Source organism: Neorhizobium tunisiense (genome assembly GCF_039631515.1).
In the GTDB taxonomy this organism is placed as follows: domain Bacteria; phylum Pseudomonadota; class Alphaproteobacteria; order Rhizobiales; family Rhizobiaceae; genus Neorhizobium.
Genome location: NZ_JBDIUU010000001.1, coordinates 1,004,140 through 1,017,081, shown reverse-complemented (window position 1 = coordinate 1,017,081; position 12,942 = coordinate 1,004,140). Strand labels below are relative to the sequence as shown.

General features: G+C 60.5%; 17 protein-coding genes. 2 read left to right on the top strand and 15 right to left on the bottom strand.

The genetic code is table 11. The features are described from left to right. Positions 1 to 69 precede the first annotated feature (69 nt). Both ABCW43_RS05350 and ABCW43_RS05345 read right to left on the bottom strand, forming a co-directional pair. On the bottom strand, positions 70 to 1,569 hold the full coding sequence (locus ABCW43_RS05350; RefSeq protein ID WP_345922426.1) for an ArnT family glycosyltransferase: 1,500 nt from the start codon (positions 1,567 to 1,569) through the stop codon (positions 70 to 72). Continuing rightward, entirely contained in the window at positions 1,553 to 2,572 is a 1,020-nt protein-coding gene (locus ABCW43_RS05345; RefSeq protein ID WP_345922425.1) for a glycosyltransferase family 2 protein, read from the bottom strand. The genes ABCW43_RS05350 and ABCW43_RS05345 overlap by 17 nt, the downstream gene beginning before the upstream one ends. 85 nt (positions 2,573 to 2,657) lie before the next feature. Between ABCW43_RS05345 and ABCW43_RS05340 the strand changes: the two genes are divergently transcribed. Further along, complete coding sequence (locus ABCW43_RS05340) at positions 2,658 to 3,617, top strand: lysylphosphatidylglycerol synthase transmembrane domain-containing protein (protein ID WP_345922424.1); 960 nt, start codon at positions 2,658 to 2,660, stop codon at positions 3,615 to 3,617. Here ABCW43_RS05340 and vapC read toward each other — a convergent pair whose 3' ends face one another. The 11 genes from vapC to ABCW43_RS05285 form a co-directional block, all read right to left on the bottom strand. Beyond that, positions 3,618 to 4,007, bottom strand: a complete 390-nt coding sequence (vapC, locus tag ABCW43_RS05335) for a type II toxin-antitoxin system VapC family toxin (protein ID WP_345922423.1) — start codon at positions 4,005 to 4,007, stop codon at positions 3,618 to 3,620. Next, the gene (locus ABCW43_RS05330) at positions 4,004 to 4,234 is read right to left on the bottom strand and encodes a type II toxin-antitoxin system VapB family antitoxin (RefSeq protein WP_345922422.1); all 231 of its coding nucleotides are present in this window, start codon (positions 4,232 to 4,234) and stop codon (positions 4,004 to 4,006) included. The genes vapC and ABCW43_RS05330 overlap by 4 nt, the downstream gene beginning before the upstream one ends. Positions 4,235 to 4,293: 59 nt before the next feature. Next, positions 4,294 to 5,796, bottom strand: a complete 1,503-nt coding sequence (gene amn, locus ABCW43_RS05325; protein WP_345922421.1) for an AMP nucleosidase — start codon at positions 5,794 to 5,796, stop codon at positions 4,294 to 4,296. A gap of 73 nt (positions 5,797 to 5,869) precedes the next feature. Further along, positions 5,870 to 6,040: a hypothetical protein gene (locus ABCW43_RS05320; protein WP_345922420.1), complete on the bottom strand. Its 171-nt coding sequence runs from the start codon at positions 6,038 to 6,040 to the stop codon at positions 5,870 to 5,872. A 299-nt stretch (positions 6,041 to 6,339) separates the two neighbouring features. Beyond that, positions 6,340 to 6,633, bottom strand: coding sequence for a hypothetical protein (locus ABCW43_RS05315; RefSeq protein ID WP_345922419.1), 294 nt, complete (start codon positions 6,631 to 6,633; stop codon positions 6,340 to 6,342). Between the two features lie 447 nt (positions 6,634 to 7,080). After that, on the bottom strand, positions 7,081 to 7,335 hold the full coding sequence (locus tag ABCW43_RS05310; protein ID WP_345922418.1) for a hypothetical protein: 255 nt from the start codon (positions 7,333 to 7,335) through the stop codon (positions 7,081 to 7,083). An 86-nt stretch (positions 7,336 to 7,421) separates the two neighbouring features. Then, positions 7,422 to 7,688, bottom strand: coding sequence for a hypothetical protein (locus ABCW43_RS05305; RefSeq protein WP_345922417.1), 267 nt, complete (start codon positions 7,686 to 7,688; stop codon positions 7,422 to 7,424). Between the two features lie 87 nt (positions 7,689 to 7,775). After that, positions 7,776 to 8,000, bottom strand: coding sequence for a hypothetical protein (locus ABCW43_RS05300; RefSeq protein WP_345922416.1), 225 nt, complete (start codon positions 7,998 to 8,000; stop codon positions 7,776 to 7,778). Between the two features lie 87 nt (positions 8,001 to 8,087). Further along, positions 8,088 to 8,360: a hypothetical protein gene (locus tag ABCW43_RS05295; RefSeq protein ID WP_345922415.1), complete on the bottom strand. Its 273-nt coding sequence runs from the start codon at positions 8,358 to 8,360 to the stop codon at positions 8,088 to 8,090. Between the two features lie 87 nt (positions 8,361 to 8,447). Continuing rightward, positions 8,448 to 8,666 (bottom strand): hypothetical protein, encoded by a 219-nt coding sequence (locus ABCW43_RS05290; protein WP_345922414.1) that lies wholly within the window; start codon positions 8,664 to 8,666, stop codon positions 8,448 to 8,450. 573 nt (positions 8,667 to 9,239) lie between these two features. Beyond that, positions 9,240 to 9,578: a DUF2147 domain-containing protein gene (locus ABCW43_RS05285; protein ID WP_345922413.1), complete on the bottom strand. Its 339-nt coding sequence runs from the start codon at positions 9,576 to 9,578 to the stop codon at positions 9,240 to 9,242. 531 nt (positions 9,579 to 10,109) lie between these two features. Here ABCW43_RS05285 and ABCW43_RS05280 point away from each other — a divergent pair. Beyond that, entirely contained in the window at positions 10,110 to 10,376 is a 267-nt protein-coding gene (locus tag ABCW43_RS05280; RefSeq protein WP_345922412.1) for a sel1 repeat family protein, read from the top strand. 194 nt (positions 10,377 to 10,570) lie between these two features. Here the strand turns inward: ABCW43_RS05280 and ABCW43_RS05275 are convergent, their stop codons facing one another. Beyond that, positions 10,571 to 11,680 carry a pyridoxal phosphate-dependent aminotransferase gene (locus ABCW43_RS05275; protein ID WP_345922411.1) on the bottom strand — a complete coding sequence of 370 codons (1,110 nt, stop codon included), beginning with the start codon at positions 11,678 to 11,680 and terminating at the stop codon, positions 10,571 to 10,573. A 76-nt stretch (positions 11,681 to 11,756) separates the two neighbouring features. Then, complete coding sequence (locus ABCW43_RS05270) at positions 11,757 to 12,620, bottom strand: LysR family transcriptional regulator (protein ID WP_345922410.1); 864 nt, start codon at positions 12,618 to 12,620, stop codon at positions 11,757 to 11,759. Positions 12,621 to 12,942 lie beyond the last annotated feature (322 nt).

The following is a 12,942-nucleotide window of genomic DNA, read 5'->3' as shown; positions in this document are numbered from 1 at the left end:
GGCGCCACCCCCCTCTGTCATCTCCGATGACATCTCCCCCGCAAGGGTGGAGAGGGAGCCTGCCGGCAGCTATTTGCCAGGCTCCACCCAGGCATAACCAAACGTGACGTTGTCCCGCCCGCCCGAGAAGAGATAAGGCACTGCCTTGTTCGCCGGTGCCAATCCTTCCGTCACAACCCCATTTGCCTGCAGATAGGGCTTGAGAGCATCGAGCCCTTCATTGCCCCCCTGCCAGACGATCAATCCGGGCTGCCTTCTCTCCGCCTCGCTGAGCCGCGGCGTCTGCCCGAAGCTCTGTAGCAGCACGCGGGCCTGCGGCAGTTCCAGCCGAGCGCTCCCGGCAAGATAGGGATCGTCGGTGATCACATAGGCCGGCCTGGCGCCGGAATGCTCGGCGACGACCTGTTCGATGAACGGGCCAGACGGCAGGTTTTCCTTGGTATAATCGCCGAACATCGGGCCGATGACATTGCCGAGCGCGATATAGACGACGAAACCGAGCGCCAGCACCGCCACCGGAAACAGCATCCTCGGAATGCTGCGGGTCGTATCCGCATTGGCGGCTTCCAGCTTCAGGCAGAGATAGAGCGGCAGCAGAACCAGGAAGGGCGACAGCCATTTTTCGCTAATGCTGGTGGCGCCGAAACCGAGCCCGATCAGCCCGACCGCGATCAGGCAGATAATCAGCGTGCGGCCGATCACCCGCGTCCACTGGTTCGTCGCCTGCCAGGCATCGATGAGCGTGCGCCGGAAGGCGATCAGGAAAAAGGCGAGCACCGGCACCCCGCCGGCCAGAATCGCGACGACAAGCGTGCCGATGCCGGACAGCCGATCGAGGAAGGGGTTGCCGGAAGCATCCTCCCGCATTGCCTTGAGCGTCCCGGCCGTCGCTTCACTTAGGTTTCCGAGCATCCATAGCCCGTGTGGCAGGCAGATCACCGCGACGACGGCAAGCGCCGGGATCAGCCGCCAGTCGAGAATGCGCTTGCGCAGTTCCTGTTCCGGCAGGATGGCGAGGATCGCTGCGATTGGAACGACGACGAAATTATACTTGGCGATCAGCCCGAACCCGACCGCGATGCCGGTCAGCAGGTAGGTGAAGAAGCTTGGCCGCGTCAGTGTCCTGAGGAAGCCGTAGAAGAACAACGCGACCGCAAACAGCGTGGCGATCGCATGCGTCAGGTCCCGTTGCGCCATGACGCTGACCGCCGGCATGGCGATCACCCCGATCATGGCGATGGCAACGAGCCGCTTGTCCTTCAGCAAGACCCGCGCCGCGAGCCCGTAGACCGCGCAGGTAAGGAAGAGCAGCAGGTTCTTGACCAGCGAGATCGCGAAAACCGACGGGCCGATCAGCTGCACGGCCCCGTATTGCAGCCAGTTGTAGAACGGCGGCTGGCGGCCGTAGCCCATCAGCAGGAACTGCGATTGGTATAGCTGTTCCGCCTCGTCGCTTTCGAGCGCCTCCGAGCGCAGCACCCGGAGGATGATCGCGAGCACATAATATGCAGCGATCAGCCAGAGGATGAGGTCGGGACGGCGGGCGAACGCGTCACTGATGCGCCGCATCGCCCTCATAGACTTCCCTGACGATGTAGCTGAGGGCGGTATCTTCCCGATAATAGGTGCGGGCGATCATTTCGGCGATGATGCCGGTGGTGATCATCTGCACCGCCGACAGGAACAGCATGACGCCGATGAGGAACAGCGGCCGCGTGCCGATGTCGTTGCCCATGACGAACTTGTCAACGAACAGGTAAAAGAGGATGAGCGCCGACAGCGCCCCAAGCCCGAGGCCGAGCGAGCCGAAGAAATGCCCCGGCCGCGCCTTGAAGCGCATGAAGAACATCACCGACAGCAGGTCGAGGATGACCCGGAAGGTGCGGGAAATGCCGTATTTCGAAACGCCGTGCTGGCGCGCATGGTGGGTCACCGGCATTTCGCCGATCCGCGAGCTTGGCACGACGCCCGCCACCCAGGCCGGAATGAAGCGGTGCATCTCGCCCATCAGCTTGACCTGCCTGATGACAGAACCGCGATAGATCTTCAGCGAACAGCCATAATCGTGCAGGCGCACGCCGGTGATGCGGCCGATCAGCCGGTTGGCGATGAAGGACGGCACCTTGCGCATCAAGAGACCATCCTGGCGGTTCTTGCGCCAGCCGACCAGGAGGTCGAGTTCGCGCCGCTCCAGCTCGGCCACCATGCCGGGAATGTCCTTGGGGTCGTTCTGCAGGTCGCCGTCGAGCGTCGCGATCAGCCGGCCGACAGCCTGGTTGATGCCGGCCTGCATGGCCGCCGTCTGGCCAAAATTGCGCTGCAGCGCGACGATCTTGAGGTCGAGGCCCGGCTGGTTGAGCGCCTCGCGGGCATTGACGATCGTCGCATCCGTGCTGCCGTCGTCGACGAGGATGAGTTCCCAGCTCGCGGCGTAACCGGCCATCGCCGCGCAGATCCGTTCGATCAGCGGACGCACGCTTTCTTCTTCGTTGAAGAGCGGCACGACGAGGGACAGTTCGATCGGCTCGGCCGTCTCGATGAGGCCCGTCACCGACTCTGCTGTTGTACGCACCTTGCGTTTCTCCTAAACCACGGGCTTGAAACGGCGCGCCCTGACGGCGGCAAAACCCGAAATATCACATGGGGCACCCTACTATATGAAGAATTCTCCGGTTGCCAGCCGGGCGTGGATAATTCGCCACGCGATGACGCTCGGAACGGTGGCGATCATCCTCGTCTATACCACCTTCATTCAATGGGTCTGGGGCTGGCAGAGCGTCGTGTCGCTGTGGAGCGGGGCCGGCTGGGGCTCGGCGGGGATCGCGCTGGCATTGCTGCTCGGCACCTACGTCCTGCGCACCTGGCGTATCTACGACTATTTTCCGGCCGAGACCGGCGGCCATTTCGGCACGTTGCTGAGGCTCGTGCAGGTCCATAACCTCTTGAACATCATGCTGCCCTTCCGCACGGGGGAGGCGAGCTTTCCGTTGCTGATGAAGCGCGAATTCGGCTTGGGCGTTGCGCGCAGTACGGCGGCGCTGTTGGTCATGCGGCTCTTCGACCTGCACGCGCTGCTCGCCGCCGCCGGCACCGGGCTGGCGCTTCAGACAGGAAAAGCCTGGGCCTGGGCATTTTGGCTCGCCTTCCTCATCCTGCCCGCGATTGCCTTCGCGCTGCGAGGCCCGGCCTTCCGCCTGGCGGCCAAGGTCTTGCCGCACAAGGCGAAAAAGCTCCTCGGCGAGGTGGAGGCAGGCCTGCCGCTCGATGCGAAAGCCTTCGCCCGCGCCTGGGGCGCGACGCTGATCAACTGGTTCACCAAGATCGCCGTGCTCGCCTGGGTGCTGAGCCTGCTCGGTGGCCTCTCGATCGCCGCGAGCTTCGGCGGCGCGCTCGGCGGCGAACTCTCTTCGGTTCTTCCCGTGCACGCCCCCGCCGGCGTCGGCACCTATCCCGCCGGCATCACCGCCGGCGCCATCGCCTTCGGCGCCGGCACGGCCGGGTTGCCCCTCGAGGAGCTCGGCCAGGCCGCCGTCAATACGCATCTGCTGGTGATCGTCTCGTCATTGGTGGGGACGGCGCTGTCATTGCTGGTGGCGAGGCCGACAAAGGTCGAGTGATCAGGCAATCTGCAGGCCGAGATGTTCGATCATCGGCAGGTAGTCCTTGTCTTTATGCAAGAGGCTGTGGCGATGTTCGATGCAATAAGTACCGATAATCATATCTATCGTCTTCCGGACCGTGACGCCTCGATCCCGAAGAGTACGGTAATTGGCTGCCGCTTTTACTGCGAGTGACGGAGACAGCATCTGTGCGACGGGAAAGTCGCGGAAGTTTTGTTCGATCCAGCGGGCTTGATGGTAATCGCGAGCACCCTGAAGTACTTCGAGCATGATGATATCGCCGACAAGAACAACGCCCTGGGCTATGAAAGAACGCAATCTATCTGCGACGTCGACATCATCTTTTCGAAATAGCGAAATCCAAACGGAACTGTCCGCGACGATCATCCGCTACCCTTCAGGCCCCAGTCGGCAAACCTTGCCGAATCTTTCCGCATTTCATCGAGATCGCTATCCCAGCCGATGCCTTCGAGGTTATCGACCGCGCGCATCTGCCGGCGAATACGGACCAGATCTCTCAATGCCTGCTCTACTGTCGCCTTCTTTGTCGGCAGGCCAGTCAGTTCCATTGCTTCGGTGATCAGTTCGTCATCAAGTTCGATATTGGTGCGCATAGCCACCTCGTGTGTATGAACTCGGAAAAACATACACCAAGGTGGCTGGCCTTACAACATCACTGAAACGCCGTCTCGTAGAAGCTTCTCAGCTTGCGCGAATGCAGTGTCTCGGTCGGCATGGCCGCGAGTTTCTGCACGGCGCGGATGCCGATCTGCAGGTGTTGGCTGACCTGGGTGCGGTAGAAGGCGGTCGCCATGCCGGGCAGTTTCAGTTCGCCGTGCAGCGGCCGGTCGGAGACGCAGAGCAACGTTCCGTAAGGCACGCGGAAACGGAAACCGTTGGCGGCGATGGTTGCCGACTCCATGTCCAGCGCGATGGCGCGCGACTGGGAGAGGCGCTTCACCGGCCCGCGCTGGTCGCGCAGTTCCCAGTTGCGGTTGTCGATCGTCGCGACCGTGCCGGTGCGCATGATCCGCTTCAGCTCGAAGCCCTGGTAGCCGGTGACTTCCTCGACCGCACTTTCGAGCGCCTGCTGCACTTCTGCAAGCGCCGGGATCGGAATCCACACCGGCAGGTCGTCGTCGAGCACGTGGTCTTCGCGCACATAGGCATGTGCCAGCACATAGTCGCCGAGCCGCTGGCTGTTGCGCAGGCCGGCGCAGTGCCCGACCATCAGCCAGGCATGCGGGCGCAGCACGGCGATGTGGTCGGTGATCGTTTTGGCGTTCGAAGGGCCGACGCCGATATTGACGAGCGTGATGCCCGAATGGCCCTTCTTCTTCAGGTGGTAGGCAGGCATCTGCGGCATGCGCACCACCGCATCGGTTTCCGGCTTGTCGCTGCCCGCAAGCGTGACGATATTGCCGGGCTCCACGAAGGCCGTATAGCCGTCGCCGCCCTTCGCCATCATCTCGCGAGCCCAGGCCGCGAATTCGTCGATATAGAACTGGTAGTTCGTGAACAGCACGAAGTTCTGGAAATGATCGGCGCTGGTCGCCGTATAGTGGCTGAGGCGGGCGAGCGAATAGTCGATGCGCTGGGCGGTGAACGGCGCAAGCGGCGCCGGCTCGCCGGGTACCTGGTCATATTCGCCGTTGGCGATCAGGTCGTCGGTATTGTTGAGATCCGGCGTGTCGAACAGGTCTCGCAACGAGATGTCGGCGAGCGAACTGGTCGCGGACGCCTCCACATGCGCGCCTTCGCCGAAGGCGAAATGCAGCGGGATCGGCGTCGTCGATTCCGAAATCGTCACCGGAACGCTGTGGTTGCGTATCAACAGGCCAAGCTGTTCCTTCAGGTAATGCCGGAACAGTTTTGGCCGGGTGATGGTCGTCGTATAGACGCCGGGCGATGACACATGACCGTAGGAGAGGCGCGAGTCGGCGTGGCCGAAGGAGGTCGTCTCGATGCTGACTTGTGGGTAGCAGGCGCGGTAGCGGCCGGTCACGGCAGCGCCATCGGCAAGCGCGGCGAACGCATCGATCAGGAATTTCGTGTTGCGTTCGTAGAGTTCGGTCAGAGCATCGACCGCCTCGACCGGATTGTCGAAAGCGCGCGGCTCGAAAGGGCTCGGGCTGATGAAGGAAAGCGGGGTCAGGGAAAAGATTCGTGTGTTCATGCGCTATTATAGTGGGAACTCAATAACAATCAAACGACGTCAAGAGGCTGCCGCCGGTTGATCACATGAGTTTTCAAAGCGCCGCGACACAGTTCGGCGTGGCGGGATGATAGCACGGAACCGTAGTGCCCAGATGCACGCGCAGATCGTTGCGCGCCGGAGTGGCCACGAGCGCGCTGAAGACGAATGCGAAAATGGTCATGATCAGCGTTACGATTGTCAGGCGGCGTGCAAGGATGGTCATGGTTCTCTCCCCAAAGCCAATGAAGGCAGAATAAAGGCGGCCGCCTGAATGCGTGCTGAGGGTCAGGTTCATCACCCGTTCAGGGTGGTTAATGCCGGAAGGACCGGAAGGGGCGACGAATCGTCCATGACTGCATCCAGCAAAGTCATCCACGCCCCCGAGGCGTAGGGATCCTAGAGAGCGATGCCGTCATGGAAAAGCCGGCCACGAGGGCCGGCTTCGAAATTGGGTTCTGTCGGTGGAGACGCCATCCCGCGCATTGGCGCGACCGCCCGGGATGCGGTATCTTGAAGCAACTGCTAGTTATGCGGACGCAATGTGCCGTCGTAGTAGTCGCCTTCGTCCTGTCCACCATCGAGGTCGGCATTTCCGCTCGAACCGCGATACATGTAGCCGCTGTTCGGATAGATGCTGCCGGTCGACATGGCATCAACGCCCGGGCCGCGATCCTGGCCGCGATCCTGCTGGATGGTCGGCGGAGAGTGCGGCAGGCCATCGCGGTCCGAATAGACGGCGTTCTGTGCCATGGCGGCACCGGCGAAACCCGCCGAAACGATAAGAGCGGCAATACCGGAAGTCAGATAGGTCTTCATTTTCCTGTCCTTTCCATTGTTCCCATAATGCGAGGCGAATCCACGCCGCCGCAGCGGAGGTACAATCGCTCGGAGCACGGATCGTTCCCGTAAAAATGAAAGGGAATTGCCGCCAATCCTGTCTCCGGATGGAGAAATGGCGGGAATCGTGAAGAAGAGCGGCGCCAGCCGCGGGGAAAATAGCGAATCTCACGAAGAAGAGCATCAACGTGATTGATTCGTGGAAAAGCTTCACTTAATCTTGAACTCGATGGCTGGTTTCAGAGTCCGGCCATTACGCACCGGAAGGACGATTGCGACCCGTCTTTCCAATCGGTGTCTTGAATGAACTGCGAATACCAGCCGCTCGCGCGGCTGGTATTTCATCTCAATCCTGCTTTTTCAGTCTTTCCGATCCCGCACGGGGCACTTGCCTATGCGGCTATCGATGGCGAGCGAACTTCAGAGTTAGTTCGGGCGGTTGACGCCGCTGTAGTAGTCGCCGCTGTCCAGATCGGAAGTACGGTTATCGCGGCCACCGCCATTGTTGAACGGAAGCTTGCCGTCCTGACGATCGATGCTGCCGGTGTTCATGCGATCGATGGACGTGACAGGCCCAGTCTTCTGGGAACCCTGGTAATAGTCGCCTTCAGCAAGTGCTGCACCGGCGAACGAAACCGAAGCGATCAGGGCTGCGGCGAGGGCGGAAGTTATCTTTGTCATTGTCTTATCCCTTTCAGAGTTGCCCGCGGCAGTGAGTTTGCGACCCGGCCTGCGGACATATGTTCGGTATCTTGGATATCAGGCGGTTAGTTCGGACGAACTGCGCCTTCGTAATAGTCGCCGCGGTTCAGGGTGACCGTGCCGTCGAACGACTGGTTCGACTGGGCGGAACCCTTGGCGCGAGCGATCGAACCGGTATAGCCGAAGCTGTCGACGCGAGCGCCATGGACGGACTGGGCCTGCTCGGTGGGCTGCGCACCTTCGTAATAGTCGCCTTCTTCGGCGAGAGCGGCGGTGACGAAGGAGGCCGAAGCGATGAAGGCTGCGGCGATTGCGGAAGTGATCCTGGTCATTGTGGTAGTCCTTTCAGAGTGTTCCGCGGCTTTAAGTTTGCGACCTGGCCTGCGGACGATTGTTTGGGTGTGTTGAGTGAACTGCGATTAGTTCGGGCGGTTTGCGCCTTCATAATAGTCGCCGCGGCCGACCGGAGCCGGAATCTGGTGGGCGTTCTGCTGGTCCTTGGCGATGCTGCCGGTCTGAACATGGTCGACGGTAGCGGAAGCCTTGGAGGCGCCTTCGTAATAATCGCCTTCAGCGAGGGCGACGGAAGCGAAGGAGGCCGAAGCGATGAGGGCAGCGGCGATAGCGGAAGTGATCTTGGTCATTGTGGTAGTCCCTTCAGAGTTGTCCGCGGCTCTTAGTTTGCGACCTGGCCTGCGGATGATTGTTTCGGTGTCTTGAATGAGTTGCGGTTAGTTCGGGCGAACTGCGCCTTCGTAGTAGTCGCCGCGGTTCAGGGTGACCGTGCCGTCGAACGACTGGTTCGACTGGGCGTTGGAGACCGAACCCGTGTAGCCGTAGCTGGCCGAACCCCGGGCCTTCTGGTGTGTTGCCGGGCGCTGCTGGTCGACGACGGCGGAAGTCTTGGAGACGCCTTCGTAATAGTCGCCTTCAGCAAGGGCAGCGGTGGCGAAGGAAGCCGAAGCGATGAGGGCAGCGGCGATAGCGGAAGTGATCCTGGTCATTGTGGTAGTCCTTTCAGAGTGTTCCGCGGCTTTAAGTTTGCGACCTGGCCTGCGGACGATTGTTTCGGTATCTTGAATGAGCTGCGATTAGTTCGGGCGGTTTGCGCCTTCGTAGTAGTCGCCGCGGTCGACCGAAGCCTGGATCTGGTTCTGTTGATCCTGAGCAATGCTGCCGGTCTGAACATGATCGACGGTAGCGGAGGCCTTGGAGGCGCCTTCATAATAGTCGCCTTCAGCGAGGGCGACGGAAGCGAACGAGGCCGAAGCGATGAGGGCTGCGGCGATTGCGGAAGTGATCTTGGTCATTGTCTTTATCCTTGGGTTATGTTCGGCTCGGTCTTGGGTCGAACCGGAGTGAATTTCTGTTTGCGATGCTGATATCGGACCGATCGGTTCGATCCGAAAGCCCTCGTTTCGGCGACTGCTGTCAACGAAACGTTGACAACGAAAATCGCCGCTCAGAAATACCCGTAAAAAGTGCTGAGCATGCTAATTTTTTGGAAAATGCCACAAATAAACCGATTAAGTTACGATTTGGTAAGATAAAAAATAAGCGAAAACAGACAGATATCTAGGGAATAGGGGTTCTGCACCCTCGGCGTGTGGATTTTCAGGTGTCGTGGCTTTTTTACGGCTTTTTTATGGCATGAAACGTGTTCAAGGGGTATGCAAGCTTTTCACAAAACTGTGACATGGGAAATTCCGCGAAATTCCGCGGTCAAAGTCGATGCCGTTTCCGTGATCAGATTGCCTTTTCTTGATGCGGCGCAGCAAAAGATTCAGGCGGCCCTTGACGGGTAGAAGCGAAAAATGGCCGTGCCGTTGCCGGCGCGACCATCTCTGCACTTCTTTATATGGGACGATATTTGGGTAATCGGCTTAGAGGCGCGTCCACGTCTGCGATTTGCAGAGGATAGCTAGAACGCAGCCCTTCATCTTGAGCGAATTGCCGCTGACCGAGCCGGACCCGCTATAGGTCTTGTCTTCCGCCGGGTCGGTGATCTCGCCGCTATATTCGCCGTCCTTGCCGGAGAGCTTGCCGATCTGTTTGCCGGAATGTTTGCCGGTCTTCAGCGTCACGCAATAGGCGGTGCCGCATTTGCCGATCACCGCGGTCTCGCCGCTGGCGGTCTTCCAATTGCCTTCGATCGCCTCGGCGGCCTGGGCTCCGGTCGCGGCAAGTGTCAGCATGGCAGCAAGCATCAGTCTGTGCATCATGATAGGTTCCTCCTTCGCTTCCGCCGCCGAGCCTTCGCAGCAACAAACGGCGCGGTTTCCTCCAGTTCGCATTCCTCCGCACGAACTCGCGCCGAAATTTATCTTACGCACACGTAAAGGTAAATATCGGATTGGCTGAAAGCGGCGGAATTTCCGCGCTCGGGGAGGGCACTTTTTCCACAGGCCGGAGACGAATTGGCCGATGCGACCCGGATTCGTGGTTAGCGATCAGTTTAAATCCTTTTCTAAACTTTTCGTAAAAATCTCCGCAAAATCCTTAAAATGCAAGGCATCCCATGTTTAACAAAAACTCAAGTTTACGAAGCGTTTGAACTTTGTTTTCGTTGAATTAATCATGCTTTTTAGGCGTCTTTTGGAAGGTTGGGCGCATAGTGAAGTCATCAAACGAGCGGAAAAAACCGCCGGCCGGAAGGATCAAAACAGCCGCTTGAAGACGGTGATCCGGACGGAGCCCGAAAGGGCAAAAACAGGGCAGACGACGAACAACAGGCTTTAACAGGGATCAAACCGATGGCACGCTTTGAAATGAACAATTCCGGAATGGCCACCATGGGTGGCGAAACCCGCGCCGACACTTTCTGCGAAATGGGCCTGATGTATGCGACCGGCCGTGGTTGCGACGTCGATCTCGTTTCCGCTCACAAATGGCTCAACATCGCCGCGATCAAGGGCTCCGACCGCGCCGCCGAACTGCGCGCCGACCTCGCCCAGACGATGAGCAAGATGCAGCTGGCTGAGGCACTCCGCGCCGCTCGCGAATGGATGACCATGCACTGAGCCCCTTTTGAAGGAGCGCTATGGGCGACGAATTGACCGGCCCCGCAAGAGGGCCGGCGGGAGAACAATCCAAAAGACTTCAACCCAAAAATGGGATCGGGAGACAAGGCTGTCGGGTCCGGACGGGGCCTGGCGCCTGAAATTGAGACCGCGACCGGCAGGAACAAGGCCGGCGCGGTCATTTTCCTATAGGCCTAAAGGCCCTTCAGCACCTTCGGCAGCGCTTCTTCGAAGAGCGCCATGTCCGATTCCGGCCCCGTGCTCACGCGGATGCAGCGGTTGAGCGGCGCCACACCCGGCATGCGGATGAAAACGCCGTGCTCCATCAGCCCATCGACGATCGAACGCGCATAGGCGCCGTCGCGACCGCAATCGATCGCCACGAAATTGGTCGCCGAGACGAGCGGCTTCAGCCCGTTGGCTTCAGCGATCGCTGCGATCCGCTCCCGCGAGGCCTTGATCTGCCCGATCACCTCGGCGAGGTAGGCCTGGTCTTTCAGCGCCGCGAGCGCCGAAGCGACGCCGATCCGGTTCATGCCGAAATGATTGCGGATCTTGTCGAAGGCCTCGGCCGTACCGGGCGTCGAGATCGCATACCCCACTCGCGAACCGGCCATGCCGTAAGCCTTCGAGAAGGTCCGGGTGCGGATGATGTTCGGCCGGTCGATCAGCGCGGCAATATCGGGCGTCGCGCCGGCCGGGCCGGTTTCGCAATAGGCCTCGTCGAGAATCATCAGGCAGGTTTCCGGCAGCGCCCTGGCAAACGCGGTGATGCTGTCAGCATCCCACCAGCTTCCCATCGGATTGTCCGGATTGGCGAAATAGACAAGCGGCGCGTTTTCGCGGCGGACGGCTTCCATCAGCCCGTCGAGGTGTTCCCGATCGTCGACGTAAGGCACCGTCACCAGCCGGCCGCCATGGCCGGCCACATGGAAGTTGAACGTCGGATAGGCGCCAAACGAGGTGACGACCGGCATGCCCGGCTCGATCACCATCCGCACGATCAGCCCGAGCAGGCTGTCTATGCCTTCGCCCACGGCTATGTTGTCGGACTGACAGCCCAGATGCGCGGCGAGCGCCTGCTTGAGCTCGAAATTTTCCGGATCCGCATATTTCCAGGTGCTTGCGGCCGCGGCGCTGATCGCCTCGATGACGGAAGGCGCCGGGCCGAAGCCGTTTTCATTGGCGCCGATACGGGCTTTCACCATGAGGCCGCGATTGCGCTCGATAGCCTCGGGACCGACGAAGGGGACGCTGGCGGGAAGGGCGCTGATCAGCGGTGTAAAGCGCGAGAATGCAGGCATGGACTTCAGTTCCGGTTCTCTAAAACCGGCACACAATAAGGTCGATTCACCGGCATGCAAGTCTGCTTGAGGCCGATTAGGCTTCATCGCCGCTAAATCTTTTCGCCTCCCGTTTGAAAAGCGCGTCGAGCCTTTCGATGACCTGACGTACCTCCGGCCGATGCCGGTCGTCGTCGTTGGCGACGATCCACATCGTCTGGGTAAGCTCGGCGATGATGCCGCCCTCTCGCACCAGGCCGGGGACGGAATCGCCAATGAAGCACGGCAGCACGCCGCGCCCGTTGCCGCGGGCAATCAGCCTCGGCAGGATATCCGGCGAATTGGTCCAGGTGCGAATGTCGGCTTCGTGATGCTGGAACACCCATTTGTCGGCAGGCGAATGGGAGCTGTCGGTGCCCAGCGAAACCCAGGGGATGTTCTCGTCTTCGGCAAGGCCGCTCGCCCTATATATAGAGTGTGCAACCGCGACCGATCGGCGGATCGCCACATTGCCTGATTCCGGCCTCCGGGCGACGATCCCGATATCCGCCTCGCGATAGGTGAAATCGACGCCCTTGTGCAACGACTTGCAGCAGAGCCGGAACCGGTCATGCTTGCTCCTGATCTCCGGCGTGTGCTCGCCGATGTAACCGGAAAGCCAGGCATCGGCACCGATCGAGACGATCGGCATGGCAAACGCCTGCGCGTTCCAGTCGGCGATGCTGTCGGCGGTCCTTTGCATGGCCCGGACGTGTTCGAGCAGCGTTTCGCCATCCGGCGCCAGCCGGTAGCCCTGCTGGCTGCGCACGAACAGGGTCCGCCCGGTTGCCCGTTCGAGCGCCAGCATTCGCCGGCCGATCGTCGGAGCACTGAGGCCCGTGCGGGCGGCGGCGCCGCTCAAGCCTCCCTCGCTCGCCACATGCAGGAACAGTTTGAGATCGTCCCAGCCCGCATCCGTCATCTGAGGCACCTTAGGGTTTCACCGGTGATTTTCCCATCGTTCACGGATGAAAAACGGCTTTTGCCGGCGCGTCTACAAGCCGGAGCCGCAAACCACTAGCTCGACGGCATCACATCATAGATGGAGTGGCCGCCATGTTTCTCAACCAAGTGAGATTTTGGGAGCAAGTGAATGGGAAGAAGCGCTGCCGGAGCGGGCGGCGGGATCCGATGGCCGATCCTCTGGAGGGCGCCGAGTGGCGAGGGCTGCTGTGGAGCGTGCCGTTTCTGTCGTGGTTGACGGGTGGTCGCGACAGGCGGCGGGCGAAGAAGGCCCTCAGGCC

Excerpts from the sequence above, each read along its gene's own strand:
- ABCW43_RS05275 (WP_345922411.1), bottom strand. The coding sequence starts at position 11,680 with ATGCCTGCATTCTCGCGCTTTACACCGCTGATCAGCGCCCTTCCCGCC.
- ABCW43_RS05305 (WP_345922417.1), bottom strand. The coding sequence starts at position 7,688 with ATGACCAGGATCACTTCCGCAATCGCCGCAGCCTTCATCGCTTCGGCC.
- ABCW43_RS05300 (WP_345922416.1), bottom strand. The coding sequence starts at position 8,000 with ATGACCAAGATCACTTCCGCTATCGCCGCTGCCCTCATCGCTTCGGCC.
- ABCW43_RS05310 (WP_345922418.1), bottom strand. The coding sequence starts at position 7,335 with ATGACAAAGATAACTTCCGCCCTCGCCGCAGCCCTGATCGCTTCGGTT.
- ABCW43_RS05330 (WP_345922422.1), bottom strand. The coding sequence starts at position 4,234 with ATGCGCACCAATATCGAACTTGATGACGAACTGATCACCGAAGCAATG.
- ABCW43_RS05295 (WP_345922415.1), bottom strand. The coding sequence starts at position 8,360 with ATGACCAGGATCACTTCCGCTATCGCCGCTGCCCTCATCGCTTCGGCT.
- ABCW43_RS05350 (WP_345922426.1), bottom strand. The coding sequence starts at position 1,569 with ATGCGGCGCATCAGTGACGCGTTCGCCCGCCGTCCCGACCTCATCCTC.
- ABCW43_RS05290 (WP_345922414.1), bottom strand. The coding sequence starts at position 8,666 with ATGACCAAGATCACTTCCGCAATCGCCGCAGCCCTCATCGCTTCGGCC.
- ABCW43_RS05315 (WP_345922419.1), bottom strand. The coding sequence starts at position 6,633 with ATGAAGACCTATCTGACTTCCGGTATTGCCGCTCTTATCGTTTCGGCG.
- ABCW43_RS05340 (WP_345922424.1), top strand. The coding sequence starts at position 2,658 with ATGAAGAATTCTCCGGTTGCCAGCCGGGCGTGGATAATTCGCCACGCG.
- ABCW43_RS05320 (WP_345922420.1), bottom strand. The coding sequence starts at position 6,040 with ATGACCATCCTTGCACGCCGCCTGACAATCGTAACGCTGATCATGACC.
- amn (WP_345922421.1), bottom strand. The coding sequence starts at position 5,796 with ATGAACACACGAATCTTTTCCCTGACCCCGCTTTCCTTCATCAGCCCG.
- vapC (WP_345922423.1), bottom strand. The coding sequence starts at position 4,007 with ATGATCGTCGCGGACAGTTCCGTTTGGATTTCGCTATTTCGAAAAGAT.
- ABCW43_RS05270 (WP_345922410.1), bottom strand. The coding sequence starts at position 12,620 with ATGACGGATGCGGGCTGGGACGATCTCAAACTGTTCCTGCATGTGGCG.
- ABCW43_RS05285 (WP_345922413.1), bottom strand. The coding sequence starts at position 9,578 with ATGATGCACAGACTGATGCTTGCTGCCATGCTGACACTTGCCGCGACC.
- ABCW43_RS05280 (WP_345922412.1), top strand. The coding sequence starts at position 10,110 with ATGGCACGCTTTGAAATGAACAATTCCGGAATGGCCACCATGGGTGGC.